Source organism: Bartonella sp. AR 15-3 (assembly GCF_002022445.1).
Classification (GTDB): Bacteria; Pseudomonadota; Alphaproteobacteria; order Rhizobiales; family Rhizobiaceae; genus Bartonella.
On sequence record NZ_MUYE01000001.1, the window covers coordinates 280,657 to 297,771 of the forward strand.

Here is a 17,115-nt window from a genome sequence, read left to right on the forward strand (position 1 = left end):
CTACTGTCGTAGAACTACTAGAAAAAAGAGATAACGTATCTAATAGCGTAACCTTAAATTTTTTTCTAAAAATAGGTTTTTAAGTGGAGAACAAAAAGTTCCTTTGTCCCAGACTGGCATTACAGGCGCAAGAATAACACTATGTAAGCTCATATTATTTAGATCTCCTGAGCTTTTTGTTTTAAGGCTTGAATAGTAACCAGCGCCTCTTCTATACCTAAAGGAATTTTAGTCTCTAGCAAAGATTGGTATTCAAAGTTTAAATTACTAAGGGCTAAAAGAAAATCAACAGTGCTTCGATATACAGGTGAAAAAAAGGAATAGCTTTTTAGATTTTCTGTCTGTTGCAAAACTTTACCTATATTATAATATGCTTCCTTTTTATGAAAATTTAAAAGTGCTAACCATAACTCTAAAGTGAGATTTCCTGCTCCTTTACCCATTCCCATTAATGAACTATCAATAAAACTTGCGCCTGCTTCTACAGCTGTTATGCTATTTGTCATAGCCATACCTAAATTATCGTGCGCATGAAAACCAATCTCTAAAGGTGAAATATCTTTTATTTTTTGTACGAGTTGGGTGACATTCTCGGGTAAGAGGCTTCCATTAGAATCAGCCAAATATAAAATGTTCGCTCCACAATTAACCGCTGCTATTGCTATATTACGTAAATAGTTTTCATCTACTTCGCTCACTCTCGTAATATTGATACTGGTAGATATCCCTAAAGAACGAGCATAGCGGCAAAGTGCAAATGTAGACTCAATGTCATTTTTATTTAGACATAATCGTAAAAGTGTAATTCCAAAAGTCTTTAACTCAAGAATATCTGATTGATTGATATTATGTGGATGTGCGATAATAACAAGTTTAGCATCAGGAACAGCATTGCGTAATGCTTGAATATAATCATTAGAGCACAATCCTGTTTGGCCTATGTTATCTATAGGCTTAAATGCACCCTTACGATAACCAATTTCAATATATTCAATTTGAGCTTCTGTTAGATTTTTAACATGGTTAATGATATAATCTAGTGAAAAAGAAAATTGATTTCTATAACCACCATCTCGTAAAGTAACATCAAGATTTTAAACCATAATTCCCCTCCTAATTGATTATATAATTTACTTCAAAGTTATAAAATAATTTGCTTTTCGACTATAAATTACAAAACCCACTATGCAGCATGTAGCCAATAAAATGGCAAAACCCCATGGATTATGTCCAGATATTGTTCCGATAATTACTGCACTCAATGCAGCACTCCCTAATTGTAATGCTCCCATAACTCCAGATGCTGCTCCAGCAGCTTGTGGATGTGATGAAATGGCCAATGCTGTTCCTAATGGCAACAAAAAACCATTGCCAAAAGTAAGAATAGAAATGGCTATTAAACTTGTTAGAAGCGGCCACGGACTTACATACATTTGTACAGCAAATAATATACCGCCTATAACAAAAGTAACATATCCACGCCGAATAGTGCGTTCCATAGATTCTCGCTTAAGAAAGCTTCGTGCTACCAAATTACCCAAGATATAGGTTAAAGAAACGCCAATGTAGCTATAACCAATGTGTAAAGTTGATAAACCTAAGTTTGTAAGGAAAAAAGGAGATTCTACGATATAAGCAAAGTAGGTTGCATATGCAAAACATGGAATCAATGCGTAAAAAATAAATTGTTTATTTCTAAAGACTCCCATGCTGCTCTTAATAATTCCCACAGGAGTAAAAGATTGACGTTTTGTAAGAGGAAGAGTTTCTATTAATACAAAGTAACAGAGGAAAATGGATAAAAGTATAAAAAGGCTTAAAAAGATAAAAATCGATTGCCAATTAAAAAATTGTAATAAAAGCTGGCCAATTAATGGTGCAAGTGCTGGTGATGTTCCGACAAAAGGGAAAATAACTAAATAAAACTTTCCTGCGGTTTCTTTGTCCATTAAATCGTTAATAATAGCGCGACTTAAAACAATCCCTGCACAGGCTCCAAGACCTTGTAAAAAGCGTAGTGCTAAAAAGGCTTGAATATTGACTGTATAAATTATACCCAATGTCGCAAACAGCCATAAAAACAAGCCAAACAGAAGTGTTTTTTTACGTCCAAAATTATCACTAAGAGGTCCATAAATGAGTTGTCCAACAGCTAATGCAGATAAAAAAATTGCCACCGCATGTTGAATTCGAGATTCTGTGACTTGGTAGTATTGACGCATATCTCCAAGCGCTGGCAAGAAAATATCAGTAGAAATTAAGCCACCTACTGATAAACATATTATAATTACCATAAACAATGGTGTAGGCTTATAATACATATCTCCTCCCCTTAACCCGATAGGTATAATAAATATAATAAGACATTATGCAAGTATAATTATAATATTTAGTATATTTTATCAAAAAAATATGTGTATATTTTATAAGCTTCTATTTTTTTACTACAATTTTTTACAAATATAGATTTTTTTAGAGCTTTAGGTTTTTATATTTGTAAAAAATTGCATATCAGCATTTAATTAAAATGAGCAAGAGTAGAGGTCCTAGAAGAGAAGCAGTAAAATTAAAATATTTTTCATAGCAATAAGAAGGGCAGTTACAGTAACAGAACCGAAATCTGATTAGGCACAGGAAAGCACTACCCATGCGAATATTAGTGGATGGAGTGAGAACTTTAGCGCGAACAGCTAAGGATAATCGAGTGAGGCAAAAATACTGTGTTTTTTATAAATATGTTAACAAGAAAATGCCCAAAAATAAAAATTGTAATTTTAACAGAAGCAACTCTATAAAGCGGGAAAGATGAACTCATCTGATTCCCATACGTATAAGGTCAGTTTTTCTTCAAAAGGTGAGACAGAAACATTGCCTATTAATGCAGCTGTTATTTATGCCATAAAATCATGAAGTTTTTGAGTGCTTAATAATCCATATGCTATGATGATATTGCTGAAGCGGAGCAAATCCGCGTTTATACCGATACGTTTATACCAGTAATAGAATGATTTATGCATCATTAATAAGAGCACTGATCTTATCAAAATGGTGTTCAGCATGACCTTTTAAGTGCTTTGATAGAGTCTTAAAAGCGCCAGATGAACTCCTAGAAACTCTGAAAAAATTATCGATGAATTGCACTTGTAAGGTCTCCCTTCCACAGAATCTTATCAATGATTTATTAAGGAATTGAATGTCATGCCTACTCCCCATTATACGCACGCATTTATGATTGAAGCAGCAACAAAAGAAGAATTCAAAAAAGGCCTTTTAAACAGTAAGGCGCTTTTCTCCTATTTCAGTGGGGAATTCGGTGGAATATTTTGCAACAGTGGTTCAAGAAAAAAGACAGATGATGCTGTTGCCAAGAGAGACATTGGTGCACTTGCTTACAAAGATTAAAGCCACAATTTATAATATAAAACAAATGAACTTCCGAGTGAAGAGCCTCTCTTATCGGGAGTTAGTTGGCTAAAACTGTCTTTTAGAGATTGGTGATATGAAGCTTTCTACGTATGATTCTGATAATTTGCAGTCAAACGCATTTTCTATAGAAAACATGATTGAAGGTCCTACAAAAAAATCCTGAGCGAAGAAGAAAGGTTGAAGTTACAATGGTTGAACCTTTTCAAAGTAATTCTAAAAAAATGGCATATGGATAATAAGGGCGTTCATTATCCTCTTTCATCTGTCGATCTGAAAATACCATACATTACTTTTCGTTATCTAAGTTTCTTATGCTATCAAAGCCAAGTCTATGTTTCCTAAAAGTTATACGAGATGCTTTTGATATGGACAATATGCGAGAGGGAGACAAGCATTTTATATTAACGGTTGAAGAGCACATACAGATTGCAAAAATTGATGATATACAAAGGGCATCGACGATGCAAACGCAAAAGATAGCTGATAAGTGCAAGAAAAAGTTTATTTCATTCAAGCTTTTGAACAACAAGATTGGATTAATGGTATAAAAACAGAGAATGTACTTATTAATCTTCTCACTTCGTTTCAAGCAAATAGAAGAAACAGCAACAGTGACAGTAATGGAAGCTATCATTGTAATGAAAAGAGAAAACCGATTGCAATTTTATGACAGAAAGTGATGATCTCCCTTGGCTAGACGATCATTGATGAGACAGAACTTGAGATATGGGTTGGGGTAGTGCTAATGCTGGGGTTAAGCAGTTCTGTTGACAAGGGTGGCTATTGGTGGTTGTTGTACATACGTAAGAACAAGAGCAAAATTTCTTGGCAAGAATTCAGTACAAATTGGAAAAGGAGAAACAGCTAGATGGTGATCATGGTGGCAGAGAAACGAAAGTTGACCAATTTATGATAGCTTTTTGTGAAGCCTCAATTCAACCTTATCAAAAAGGTGGATTTGACGGTGAAAATACTGAACTTTGTCATGGTAATAATAGTTTTCTTGGCAGTAACTGAGGGTGGTGGAGATGGTGCTGTATTGATCAAAGTTTATTTATAGAATGGAATTGAACAATGATACGAAAAATCACTGAAAATTGTTTTAATTATTTGAAGAAGTAGAAGGGTTGACAGCTGCATTCCACAGGAATTTTAAAAGCAGAAATGCTTGCTCCTATGATAGCCTCTTTTTCGGGGCTTGGGGAAATTGTTAGTAGGGAGTGGTTCTGTGCAATGGGCTTTAGCAACGATTATGGTTTTTGCATCCTGTCTAGGGTTAGTGTTTATTGCGAAATGCTTGCGAGAGCAACGTTTATGATCTTTTGGGGAAAAAGATATTTTGTGGTGGTGATGGCGTTTTAATCGCTTTTTTTGTAGCCTTAGTTAAGGCTTTTCGTTTTGGCAAGAAGACTGAACGGCACAAACAAAGAGAGACCATTGTCAAGAGAGCAATAACACAGCTGGAAATAGAAAATGAAGTTAATAAGATAAAGTGATGCCAATGTGCGTGTTGATCTTGCTCAGTCGGTGCACGATAAATGAATACACTTCTTGTATTGGTTAGTCTCCAATATATTTGGAGAGAAACGATATTACAGTTATCAGTCCAACTTTGGCAAGGCAAATCTTAAAGCACAACAAACAAAGCGCTCATGTATGTGGGTGGAGAGGTGTACAAAAGATCGAATTACAAAAGGAAAAATCTAAGTTTTTTGATACTTGACATAAACCAAAAATCACCTTGAAGATAAGTTTTGATTTTTAGTGCCTGATAAAGGAAAGTGTGAAATCCTATTTCTTCATATTTATTTTAGAATTCCTAACTTTAAAATATAATAAAAACAATATCTTAATCACTACAAAAAAAATATTAATAGGTGCAGTAGAATGACAAATTTTCTTCCTTATTGTCTTGATATTTTACGTAATACAGATCGTGATCGTTATATATCAGTTTTATTTGCGCCCAAACAAAAACGCCGAGCATTAGCTGCTCTTTACGCTTTTAATGCAGAGGTTGCTCGTATTCGCGAAAGTGTACGTGATCCTCTTATTGGTGAGATACGATTACGTTGGTGGCGCGATTCTATTGCTAATGATGAAAGACAAAATATTGAGAGTAATCCGATTTTAAATGATTTATTAAAAACAATTACTTTGTTTAAGTTATCCAAAACAGCTTTTTTACAGTATTGTGATGCGCGTATTTTTGATCTTTACAATAATCCAATAATAACTATTCACGATTTTGAAACTTATTGTAGTAAAACAGCAAGTACAATATTGCACCTGTCTTGTCAGATATTAGATTTTGATGTGGCACCAAATTTTACAGATGCTTGTAAATATGGGGGAATAGCCCAAGCATTAAGTGGCATATTACGTCTTTTACCATTGATGCAATCACGATATCAATGTTATTTTCCTAATGATATGCTAAAGGTTTTGGGGATGAGTCGGGAAGAGCTAGATTCTGATTGCATTAATGATGAACAAAAACAGCGGATCATTGAAGCTATGGTGGCGTTATCGCGAGATTACTATCTTAAGTTTTATGGGCATTCTGTTATTTTGCCTAAAACACTTAAACCAGCATTTCTTCCACTGGCAGTTACGCCGGCATCTTTGCAAAAAATAGCACAGTTGGGAGCAAAAGTTTTTCGAGAAAATGCAACTTCATTATTGCTTCATCGCTATTGGTTGATAACAAAAACAGCAATTAGTGGTAATTTTCCGCAATTATTTTAATAATAATTTTGAGCTATTTAGCATTTTAAGTATATTTTATAGCTAATTTCATATGAATATCGCTGATTCATGATTATATTAATAATGGAAGAGGGGCTTTTGTTTATATTCAATTATTTTCTAATATAGCCTTTGATAGTAATTTGGTGTATCAGTAATCAGTTGATTACAGTGATCTTGGCTAGAGCAAATTTGCGAGGGAGAACATGATCAATTTTAAAGCATAAGAATAATTTATTGTTATATTTTTAAGTGATCATATTTATGATGCCGCATTCACCATTTTCACTGCCAAAGGCAAGGTAATGACCTGTTTTATCCCAACTGAGCGTTGAAATAGCGCTCTTGCTACAGGGCTTGAGAAATATTTCTTTTCCATCACTAAAATGTACACACGAAATTATTCCATCATTAAAGCCTATAGCTACAATTTCTTTGCTTGGATGACATGAAACTACACTAACAAGCTCATTTGCTCGTATACCAAGCTCTAGTGGTGCTTTACCTATTGGACCATCTTTTGTATGAAAGGGCCAAATGATTGCAGCTGATGCACCTGAGGTTGCTAACCATTTTCCTTTTGTGCTCCAAGACCAGCTTTTAACTTTGCTTGGATAGCCACTCATACGTAAATGTTGTTTGTCTGCGAGACGCCAACCATGTAAGGCATTCTCTTGCATTGTAGAAATTACATAATGATTATCTGGTGAGAAAATAACATCACAGTGTGCTCCCTTCCATTCTAATGTGGTTGGTAATGTTTGAGTCAACAACCAATGAAGAGTAACACCATTATAGTGGGCAACTGCAAGTCGTAATCCCTTTGGAGCGAAAGCTAAACCTTCTACACTGTATTTGTGGTAAAACTCTTGTAAACCTTTACCAATATTAGCTAGCATGAGACGGGAAGATGCAAAAGCAAATACATTATGTGGGCCAAAAGAAACACTGTTTATCCATTTGCCTTTTTGTATACCTAATATTTCTACGCGACCATCTGCTGTTGTTTTACATACTTTCCCATCTTCTCCACCTGTTATAATAGCTGTCTTATCAGGAGAAAAGTGGCTTGAAATTATGCCTTTATGCACTTCAATGATTTGTGGATTTTGTTGAAGAAAAACAATCAAACCTTCTACCGAAACAAAAGCTGGTTTATCTTTAATAAAACCACAAGATAAACAATAACTTTTGAGATTATAAGGGATAACACTTGGCATTTTAACACGCTTATATGCAATTTTCAAAATCAATTTTTAATTTTTCAGCATCGAGAGAGCGACCAATAAGAACAAGTCGGCTTTCACGTTTTTCATTTTGATGCCACGGGCGTTGATGCTGTCCTTCAAGAAGCATATGTATACCTTGGATAACGTAACGATTATCATCTCCATGAAACGCGATAATACCTTTTAAGCGTAAAATATTAGGACCTTGTTCTTGGGTAATTTTTTGAAGCCATGAGAAAAATTTTTCTTGTTGAAGAGCACCTGTTTTTAAACTTATAGAGGTTATCGTAACATTATGCATAAGAGATTTATGGTTGTGCCTATGATGATGTTCATGATTACATTCGGGACTGCATACATGATCGGGATTTTTATGATTAAGAAAATGAGGATCATTTTCTAGAACTCGTTGTAAGTCAAATGAACCACGATCAAGAATTTTATTAAGAGGAATGTTTGCACGTTCCGTTGCATAAATAATGGCATTAGAATTAATGGTATAAATCAGCGATTCAATATGTGCTCGTTCTTCTGCACTAACAAGATCGATTTTATTGAGCAAAATTATATCGGCGAAGGCGATTTGATCTTCTGCTTCAGGGCTTTCTTTCAGTTGAAGAGGTAGATGTTTTGCATCAATTAATGTAATAACACTGTCAAGGGCTGTTTTCTCACGTATAGTATCGTCCATAAAAAAAGTTTGTGCTACTGGAGTGGGGTCAGCAATTCCTGTTGTTTCTATAATAATAGCATCAAATCGGTTAGAACGTTGCATTAGACTTTCCAAAACGCGGATAAGATCGCCACGTACTGTACAGCAAATACAACCATTATTCATTTCATAAATTTCTTCTTCTGATTCAACAATCAGATCATTATCGATACCAATCTCACCAAATTCATTGACAATAATTGCATAACGTTTGTTATGATTTTCATTTAAAATACGATTGAGAAGAGTAGTTTTTCCCACTCCAAGATATCCTGTTAGGACTGTAACAGGAATTTTGAGGGGAGAATTGTGTATTGTTTCCATAATTATATCTTTCATTATAATGAATCTATTTTAAATTTCTTGATATCATTAAGTAAAGCGCGAAGCTCTCGGAGAACATGGGAAAAGATTGCTTCGCCTGCTTGTGCTGTTGCTTGGCTTGCATTTCCGGCTGCTCCTTTCTCATTAAGATCATGCATCATCCATCCAAAAGAATGAGGTCCATAGGCTCGTAAATATCGATAATTTTGAATCATCTCAGCTTGCTTATTATAAAAATTTTCTGTTTTCTCCATATGTACTTTTTCTGGCGCTAAATATAGCATTAAAGAGGTTTCAATAAATCCACCATGGATGTCAAGATGTGCCTGAGATGGTTCCATTAAGCCTTCTGGTAAACCGAAACGACTCCAACTTGTAGCCACTGCAAGCATTGCAAAACGTCTTCTTAATTCTGTAATAACGATATTCATTAAAGGCCCATTACCTCCATGAGCATTGAGAATAAGAAAACGTCTGATGCCTTTATGATAACAATTTTCACCAATGTGAATCCAGCGTTTTATAGCCTTAGAAAAGGTCAATGTTTGTGTTCCAATAACATCCATATGTTCTACTGAATAACCAATTTTTTCAACTGGTAAGAGTGTAATTTGAAATTGCTCTTTTGTTGCTAAGGTAAGTGCTTTTGCAAAAGATTCAGCGATAATCCAGTCTGTTTCAAAGGGAAGGTGGTTGCCATGATACTCATGTGCACCCAGAGGTAAAAGGGCGAGGGTAGGGATATCGGATACCATAAACTCATTGCCAAAAAAGAAGTAAATAGGTTCACATGATACAATATGATGTGAGTAATTTTCTTCAACTTTAGTCCATATATACAAGAAACGCAAATATAGAGTGTTTTTTGTATCAAAATATGTATGAAGTAGAATCAAAACTTTATTTGAAGTGGTGTTATGAATTATTTAGGTGAGTTCATTATTTTTTAGAGTAATTAATTCTAATGAATATCAAATGTTCTGGATATAATTGTGCTTCTAAAAGTAATGCGTATTTATATATTTGAAAGACAGAAGTCTCTTTGTATCTTACAAAAGTTGATTATTTTTGTTTAAATAATGAGGATGGCTTTATAATCGAGATAGAAAAGCTAAAAAAGTAGAATGAAACACAAGTGGAATTGGTTAATTTAAAAGATAATTTTTGCAGTTATTGAATAATGTGGTTATTGTTTATATTTACAATTTATGATTAAGATGAGAGAAACTATATAAGAGATTGAATAATAAAATTTTATCTGATAATTTTTGTTAAAAGACGAGATTTGTATTGTGAAAGTTGAGGTTGATTAATTTACGTTTAAAAGTGCTGCTATTTTTAATAGAGTTACGATAAAATTTCATTTGAAAATAGCTCAACATGGATTTTGGTAACAAGAAAACATCTTATAAATATACACTTTATTCTTATAGTTTAAAATTTATCTAAAATAAACAGAAGGTGCACAAAGATTGTTGGGAAATAATGAGAAAGGAGAAAATAGATCTAATAAGGATGTTTGGAATTATCTTTTTCAGAGTGAATATATTTTTCTACATATTACTAGTAATTATGAGAAAATGAGAAGACAAGTTTTTCATATTTAGTTATGGTTGAAAGTATTGCTATGCTTCAAATCTATCTTATCTCTGAATATGGGGGTGAAGCTGTTTCTAACTGTAATGCTATAATAACAGATATTGTATTAAATACGTGAGAGAGTGACACATAATTTGTATATCATATCCTTTGCGAGGCTGGGAGCTTGTGTCAAATTACTTCTTTAATCTTAGGATACGAAAAAAGCCAAAACAGTACTTTTAAAAGTGATCAGGAATAATGTATGCCATCCTGTAGCATGCACTTTTATATGAATGAACTTTTTCCTATGATTTGTTTAAGAGGAATATGAAGTCCAAAGGAGTGATAAAAAGCAATATTAAAAGGTAACTTTGTGAGTGCTTCTTTAATGAGAACAAATTTTATGATGATCTGTGATGGTTTTATTTTTGAAACGCAGTTGTAGGTTATATTGGCTTCTTTGTTACTGTTTGACAAAAGTTTTCACAATGATCAAAGAGGTGCTGCTGTTTCTTTTTATAGAAAATTTTCATTATGCACATAGTGACGAAATAAGATGGGTTGTGCATTTTAAGGTGCGTTCTAGCTGAGAGGTTTTGCTTCAATAATAGAAATATTTTTAGATATTTGATCCAATGATCTATCAATATAATGTTTCATAGTAAGCTGATATATCACATAAATTTACTAAAGTAGGCTTCTCTGAGGAGAGAACTTTGGTGGAGTGTTTTATTAATTCTAATTTACCTATCTGATAAATCTTTTGTGCAATCTTGCTTGATTGTAGATTTGTTTTTATCTTTACATAAAACACAGAATGTATTAAATTGTGTAAGATTTACTTAGTTTTGTATTTCTCATTTGAAGTAGGTGCTTTTCATATTTAAATGCAGGGGAGAAAGTGTGAAATGAATTATGAGCAAAGTATTTAATAGTTATTTATATCTCTTTACGGCAGCTATTTTTTGTTTTCTTCAAGATAATGTGAAATCAAAACCCAATCAATCAACTGAGTGTGATGAAAATAAGATAAGTCCTACGTCAATTTATAAATGTAGTAATGGTGAGGAAAAAATAATCAACAATAAGAATTTTCAGACAATAATAGCAGAGGGAAAAGGTGTAGATATTAAGGGGGTAAATATAACGCTTGGTGGTGTAGAAACGCTTGGTGGTGTAGATAAAATGCCTGAGAAGGCTAAGAAGATTAGAAATAATATTATATATGGTGTCGATGTATTAAAAGAAGGAAAAGTCGTTTTAACGCAGTCGGTTGTGAGTAATACACATGTAGCTCTTAATGTGAGCAATGGAATAATTGGAATGTATAATGGTACAATTAAAGAAAGCAACATAGCTGTTCAGGCGTTGGGGAGACCAACGAATGTTATTTTAGTCAATCCAAAGATTGAGACGAAAGAGGGGAAAGCAAGTCTTGTCAGTATGGGAGGAGCGAGTGTTGAAGTTAAAAATGGTGGGGTAATTAACTTTACAAACAGTAATGCGGTTTATGCGGCGCTGGCAGGGAAAGTTACTTTCAATGGTACATATATTACCGGAATAGGTGCGACAAAAGAACAAAAAAATTATGCTGTTTTTTACATAGATCATGGTGGTAATCTTGATTTTAGAAATGGAAATATTAATGTTATTGGTGCTCATGGCCTATTAATGGACAATACAGTTGCTACTTCTAATTCCATTTCTTTGAATCCATTGGATGAAAATTTACAAAGCGATAAAAGTAATATTGACATAACGAAAGCCAATATAGAAGGAACAACTATTGAGATAAAAGGGGATGAATTCTATGGTATATATTTTAAAGGAGAGAATGCAGCAGACGATATAATAGAGGCAGAAAATAATGCAATAGGTGTAGTCGAAGAGAGCAAGAAAAATTTAGATATTATTGCAGACATTAAATTTGTGGCGCGACTTGTTAATTTTAAAAATACGAAACTGACTGTTGCAGGAGGTCCAGCTATTTATAGTGCCGGTACGGCAGGAGGTAATATTAGCTTATTCAATAGTTCTATTAGCGCTGATCAATTATTAATGGCTGAAAAGAGATCCTCTGTACTTGTCTTAGCTGATAATTCTTTACTGACAGGGGGTAGCTATGTTGATGGTAGTTCTACTGCCGAACTCTATTTAAGCGGTAATTCTATATGGTTTTTGACACAAAGAAAACAGAAAAATTCTCGAGATTTAGATACAAACAATTTGTATATTTCAGTACTCGGTCTTGACAACAGTTCCATTCATTTTAAAAGATTAAAGTCTAATGAAGCCTATAATTATCAAACACTTCACATTGGAAGAGGAGGAAGAAATGTTTATATTGCAAAGGATAATGCGCAGATCCATTTAAACACAAGTTTGAACCTTGATGGTTCGCTTGATAGTCGGAAAACTGATAGAGTTTTGATCCATGGCAATGTATCTGGTACGACCACTGTTTATGTTACTGCTCAAAATGGAGGTTCGAAAGGTGATATAGGGAAGAATGGGAATACTCAGGGTATTTCGCTTATTCAGGTTTCCGGTACAGCACAAGAAAATTCCTTCAAACTGAATGGCGATTATATTACAATCGAAGGTTCACCTTATAAATATGGTCTTTTTGCTTATGGTCCAAGTTCTTCCCGTGGTCAGGCTAATCCTGAGCAAAAGTTAGTTAATGGTGATGGAAGTAATTTTTGGGACTATCGTCTGCAGAGTGAATATATTTCTCCAGAACCCAAGCCATTACCACCGTCACTGCCACCAGCACCAGTACCACCATCGCTGCCACCAGCGCCAGAACCAGAACCCAAACCGTTACCACCATCAGCGCCACCAGCGCCAGAACCAAAACCATTACCACCATCAACGCCAGAACTAGGTCCAAGAGTGCCAGCAGTTGTGCCACAACTCCCAAGTTATTTGCTCTTACCTCATGCTTTATTTCATGCAGGTGTGGTAGATATGAGTAATCAACACGAACTTTTGGAAATCATACAAAATGCTCCTAATGAAGCTGATGACAATAGAAAGACAAGCTTTTTTATACGCGGTTATGGGAGTAATCATCGCTATACTTCAAATTTGTCTGTTCTTGAACATGGTTATGGAGCCGATCTGGACTATAACAGTATGACAGCAGGTGTTGTCTTAAAGACATTAGAGAATAAACAGAGTGCTTTGTCTTTTGGAATGATGGGGACTTATGGTAGGCTCTCTCTTCAGCCTCTTGCCGTTAAACAAAGTCAAAAGAGTGTTTTTAATAAATGGTCAGGCAAGCTTTATGCTAATTTACAGCATGATGCAGGTTTTTATGTGAATGGATTTTTCTCTTACGATTTTTTAAAGGGCGATGTTGTAACTCTTGCTCGAGGTAAAACAGCCGCATTAAAAGGTAGACTTTTGAGTACCTCTTTGATGGGAGGTCAGGCTATTATCACAGGCTATAATGGTTTTATTATTGAGCCGCAGCTTCAAGTTATTTATCAGTCTATCATGTTTGATAAAGCTCGTGATATTGATCGGTTTGATATTGAGCTAGGGAAGCATGATCAATTGATAGCACGCGTTGGTGGTTCTTTAACAAAAGCTGTTACTTCTTCTGAAAAGGCACGTGTCATTTCCTTTTATAGCAAACTTCATCTTGCACATAGTTATGAAAATAAGCGGATAGTATATTTTAAAGATGCTTTTCAGTTAGGTGCATTTGGTTCTACAGTTGAAACAGGTATGGGTGTTCATGCCCAATTATCTGACACTATAGCACTGCATGGCGATTTGTTATACAAGCATAAGTTAACCAAAGCTGGTTTTTCTGGAATTAGTGTTTCTAGTGGATTACGTTATCAATTTTAGTCCTTCAAGATTAGTCTGTTTTGTTTTAATGACTGTTTGTCAATTTCGTTAAGTTTTTTAGCGGAACTCACAGAGATTCTGATCCTATGCGTAGTTTAATTTCAGTAGCTAATTATGCTAAAATTCCTATTATTACTTTTTGTCGTTCTATTTGGAGCTAAAGTCGTGGTGCATATTGCTTCTAATAGAGAGTTTCCTAGAAAAATAATGCAAAGAAAATTGTATGTGCCCACACCTTCTATTACTGTTTTAGCAGTGTTAACATTTATATTATATGCTAGTTTTCTGCTTTTCTCTTAAAGAGAGAGAAACTTCATGTAAAAATTTTTCTGTGGGAGTAGGAGGGGCGGTAGCCAATTAAAACCAGTTATGGTGAATAAACTAGATTTTGTCATCAGGCTTGCTGGCTGGATTGGTAATGATATTCTGGGAACATTTGATTATTAGTACCCTTGAAAAAACTTCTCTTGATTTGAGAAGCTCGCATATTAATCCGAAAATGGAGAAAATACAATTATTATTGCAGAGGAATCTAATATGGCTATAAGTTAGAATATATCTAGAAATTCTAATGGATATATAAATTGGCTGCAGCTAAGTTGGGTGTGATATTGGTGGTATTATATTATTAGATCTAGTACCTGGATATGACTTCCTCAAAAACTTTGTCATTTAGTTCATATTATGACATTATTATATCTGATGAAACGAACACCGAGAAATTAACAAGTATTTATTCGGTGGATGTAAAAGCAGCGTATTTACCGGTAAAGTATTTTTAGAGCATGGATTAGGGATATTTTTTATGGGAAAAAGGAGCCGATTTTTTCCTCTTTTTCAAGTGAAAACAGTTGATACTGTTGCAGCTGATGATGGCTGTAATGATAGTTTGGTTTTTGGTTTAACATAGGTATTCTTTGCAGAAAGTATTCGTTTAGCTGCTATATGTGCTGCTTTGGTAATTACAAAAAAGAGCACTTGTTTCCACTCCATTGTGAGAGGGAGTTAATGCTCTTCTTCAAAATCAAAGTATAGTACAAATCTAATACACAAGATAAAGTTCTTTATTTCTATGCTAATAAATTTAAGGTTGCAGTTTTTTGATAGAGATATCACACGTAATTTTTTTACATAATTATCAACAGATGCCATAAAATAAACTAATTTTACCAGATAATAAAGGTTATAAATATCTTATTATCTGATAATGAGGCAAGTGTAGGTATTCTTATCATATAAAAGCTATTGCTGAGAAAGTGTTTCTTTTTGTGCTATGCTTCGGATAAGTAAATCGATAAATAAACTAAGAGCATAAGAGTTAGCTAGCTTTGCTTTCATATCAACAAGGGAAAGTGCTGCTTTAGGATTTAGACCGTTAGTGATACCTTGTGATAGTAAGTATTGTTGTAACTTCTCATAAGAGCTTTCAATTTTCTCTTGATTCGGTTCATCATTATGTGCACTATTTAAGAGGATATTCTCAAGCCCTTCAATCTTTTTAATAAAATATTCCCAGTCAAATTCTCCTTTAGTGTATTCCGTATCGAACATTTTACCTCGCCCAGTTAAAAGCCAATTGATATTGACTCCGTACAACATACGATATGTTTGTAATACGCTGAGATTAGGCTCTCTTTCCCCACGCTCATAAAAAGCGATAGAGTTTTTTGTCATATTAAACTGTTTGGCTAATGTTTCACGTGGCGGGTCACCTAAGGCACTACGTATATGACGTAAACGTTTTCCAAATATAGTTTTCGCTTCTGTTTCAGGACGCGCCATGAATTATCTCCCTCAAATAAATCATTATGGTGTGGGTTTTTGTCCATAAAGGCACACAATGGACTAGAATATCATTACTTTATAATAATATTTGTAGTCAACATTTATAATTTTAGTCCTCTTATTTTTTTAATTTTTTTAGTAAAAATTTAAAAAAACTGTATATTTTTATTGATATTCTATAATTTATCTTGAAAAAAATAAATTTTTCAAATTTTCTCTTGTTTTTTTAAAAAAAGATTTCATATAACTTTTCCTATATGCATTATGCATTTTATTTTGCGTCTTAATGGATGCAATAGTTTGATTGACGCAATACTTCGATTATACAAATGTAGGTTGAAGAAATGGATTTTGAGGAACAATCATGGCCCTATTAGGTTATTTTAAGTGGGCTTTTTTTTTCACAGTTATTGGTATGCTTTTGGGTGCTTTCATTGGTTGGCTCGAAACAGGAACTATTGTTGGTTCTCTTAAATATTTTTTTATTTGCTGTATTTTGGGAATTTTAGAGATTTCGTTATCTTTTGATAATTCTATTATCAATGTTCGTTTTCTCAAAGAAATGAATCAGCTATGGCGTCGTCGTTTTTTGACATGGGGCGTTTTGATTGCAGTGTTTGGCATGCGAATTATTTTTCCATTGTTAGTAGTTGCTATTGCTGCTTGGATTAATCCAATTGCTGCAATTAAATTGGCAATATGGGATCCTCATCGATATGCTGCAATTTTAATGGATGCTCATAAAGGTATTGCAGCTTTTGGTGCTACTTTCCTTATGATGGTTGGTTTAAAATATTTTTTTGATTCTGAAAAAAAAATACATTGGCTTGTTTTTATAGAAAAACCAGCTCAAAAGCTTGGTTCATTTGTGCAGATTGATATTATAATTATTTTGATGCTTATGTTATTTATTTCAGAACAGATCGTAGCAGAAAATAAGTTAACTGTTTTATTCTCAATGCTGTATGGGCTTGTGACGTTTTTGCTTGTCGAAGCGATTTGTTCACTTTTAGATTCTCAAAAAAACACTTTGATTGCAGTTGCTAAAGGAGGAGCAGGCTCATTTCTTTATTTAGAAGTTCTAGATGCTAGTTTTTCTTTTGATGGTGTGGTGGGTGCTTTTGCTTTTTCTCATAATCTTTTTATTATTGCTATTGGTCTTGGTATTGGTGCATTTTACGTGCGAGCTATGACGATTATGTTGTTTGAAACAGGAACGTTATTGCATTATCGTTATTTAGAGCATGGCGCTTTTTATGCAATTTTAATTTTGGCCATGATTATGTATATAGAAATTATTATGTCGATTCCAGAAGTATTAACAGGATTCATTGGTGTATGTATTATTGGAATGGCATTTTATTCTTCTATTCGTTTTAAATCTAATCATTCAGATGAACAGATTACATTGCAATAATTATGAAGACTTTATGGTTTTTATCATAGCAG

The 17,115-nt window shown here is 33.9% G+C and carries 12 protein-coding genes and 1 pseudogene; 7 read left to right on the top strand and 6 right to left on the bottom strand.

Features of this window, described 5'->3' with window-relative positions; genetic code table 11:
• Nucleotides 1-158: 158 nt before the first annotated feature.
• Both BAR153v2_RS01100 and BAR153v2_RS01105 read right to left on the bottom strand, forming a co-directional pair.
• Nucleotides 159-1,079 (bottom strand): annotated as a pseudogene (locus BAR153v2_RS01100) (hypothetical protein); the annotation flags it as partial.
• A 51-nt stretch (nucleotides 1,080-1,130) separates the two neighbouring features.
• Complete coding sequence (locus tag BAR153v2_RS01105; RefSeq protein WP_078679946.1) at nucleotides 1,131-2,321, bottom strand: multidrug effflux MFS transporter; 1,191 nt, start codon at nucleotides 2,319-2,321, stop codon at nucleotides 1,131-1,133.
• A gap of 877 nt (nucleotides 2,322-3,198) precedes the next feature.
• Here BAR153v2_RS01105 and BAR153v2_RS01110 point away from each other — a divergent pair.
• From BAR153v2_RS01110 to BAR153v2_RS01135, 5 genes are all read left to right on the top strand, one after another.
• Entirely contained in the window at nucleotides 3,199-3,402 is a 204-nt protein-coding gene (locus BAR153v2_RS01110; protein WP_078679947.1) for a hypothetical protein, read from the top strand.
• A gap of 389 nt (nucleotides 3,403-3,791) precedes the next feature.
• The gene (locus BAR153v2_RS07325) at nucleotides 3,792-3,974 is read left to right on the top strand and encodes a hypothetical protein (RefSeq protein WP_158078270.1); all 183 of its coding nucleotides are present in this window, start codon (nucleotides 3,792-3,794) and stop codon (nucleotides 3,972-3,974) included.
• Nucleotides 3,975-4,251: 277 nt separating this feature from the next.
• The gene (locus BAR153v2_RS01115; protein WP_078679948.1) at nucleotides 4,252-4,443 is read left to right on the top strand and encodes a hypothetical protein; all 192 of its coding nucleotides are present in this window, start codon (nucleotides 4,252-4,254) and stop codon (nucleotides 4,441-4,443) included.
• 269 nt (nucleotides 4,444-4,712) lie between these two features.
• Nucleotides 4,713-4,922, top strand: a complete 210-nt coding sequence (locus BAR153v2_RS01125) for a hypothetical protein (RefSeq protein WP_371325858.1) — start codon at nucleotides 4,713-4,715, stop codon at nucleotides 4,920-4,922.
• A gap of 391 nt (nucleotides 4,923-5,313) precedes the next feature.
• Nucleotides 5,314-6,174 (top strand): phytoene/squalene synthase family protein, encoded by an 861-nt coding sequence (locus BAR153v2_RS01135; RefSeq protein WP_078679949.1) that lies wholly within the window; start codon nucleotides 5,314-5,316, stop codon nucleotides 6,172-6,174.
• A 248-nt stretch (nucleotides 6,175-6,422) separates the two neighbouring features.
• On the opposite strand, the gene BAR153v2_RS01140 is transcribed toward BAR153v2_RS01135, so the two are convergent.
• The 3 genes from BAR153v2_RS01140 to BAR153v2_RS01150 are packed head-to-tail and all read right to left on the bottom strand — an operon-like array spanning nucleotide 6,423 to nucleotide 9,194.
• Nucleotides 6,423-7,394 carry a WD40 repeat domain-containing protein gene (locus BAR153v2_RS01140; RefSeq protein ID WP_078680913.1) on the bottom strand — a complete coding sequence of 324 codons (972 nt, stop codon included), beginning with the start codon at nucleotides 7,392-7,394 and terminating at the stop codon, nucleotides 6,423-6,425.
• Between the two features lie 10 nt (nucleotides 7,395-7,404).
• Entirely contained in the window at nucleotides 7,405-8,439 is a 1,035-nt protein-coding gene (locus BAR153v2_RS01145) for a GTP-binding protein (protein ID WP_078680914.1), read from the bottom strand.
• Nucleotides 8,440-8,453: 14 nt separating this feature from the next.
• On the bottom strand, nucleotides 8,454-9,194 hold the full coding sequence (locus BAR153v2_RS01150; RefSeq protein WP_078679950.1) for a creatininase family protein: 741 nt from the start codon (nucleotides 9,192-9,194) through the stop codon (nucleotides 8,454-8,456).
• Between the two features lie 1,741 nt (nucleotides 9,195-10,935).
• Between BAR153v2_RS01150 and BAR153v2_RS01155 the strand changes: the two genes are divergently transcribed.
• The gene (locus BAR153v2_RS01155; RefSeq protein WP_078679951.1) at nucleotides 10,936-13,881 is read left to right on the top strand and encodes an autotransporter outer membrane beta-barrel domain-containing protein; all 2,946 of its coding nucleotides are present in this window, start codon (nucleotides 10,936-10,938) and stop codon (nucleotides 13,879-13,881) included.
• A 1,242-nt stretch (nucleotides 13,882-15,123) separates the two neighbouring features.
• Here BAR153v2_RS01155 and BAR153v2_RS01160 read toward each other — a convergent pair.
• Nucleotides 15,124-15,663: a helix-turn-helix domain-containing protein gene (locus tag BAR153v2_RS01160; RefSeq protein WP_078679952.1), complete on the bottom strand. Its 540-nt coding sequence runs from the start codon at nucleotides 15,661-15,663 to the stop codon at nucleotides 15,124-15,126.
• 367 nt (nucleotides 15,664-16,030) lie between these two features.
• On the opposite strand from BAR153v2_RS01160, the gene BAR153v2_RS01165 reads away from it, so the two are divergent.
• On the top strand, nucleotides 16,031-17,083 hold the full coding sequence (locus tag BAR153v2_RS01165; protein ID WP_078679953.1) for a DUF475 domain-containing protein: 1,053 nt from the start codon (nucleotides 16,031-16,033) through the stop codon (nucleotides 17,081-17,083).
• Nucleotides 17,084-17,115: the final 32 nt, after the last annotated feature.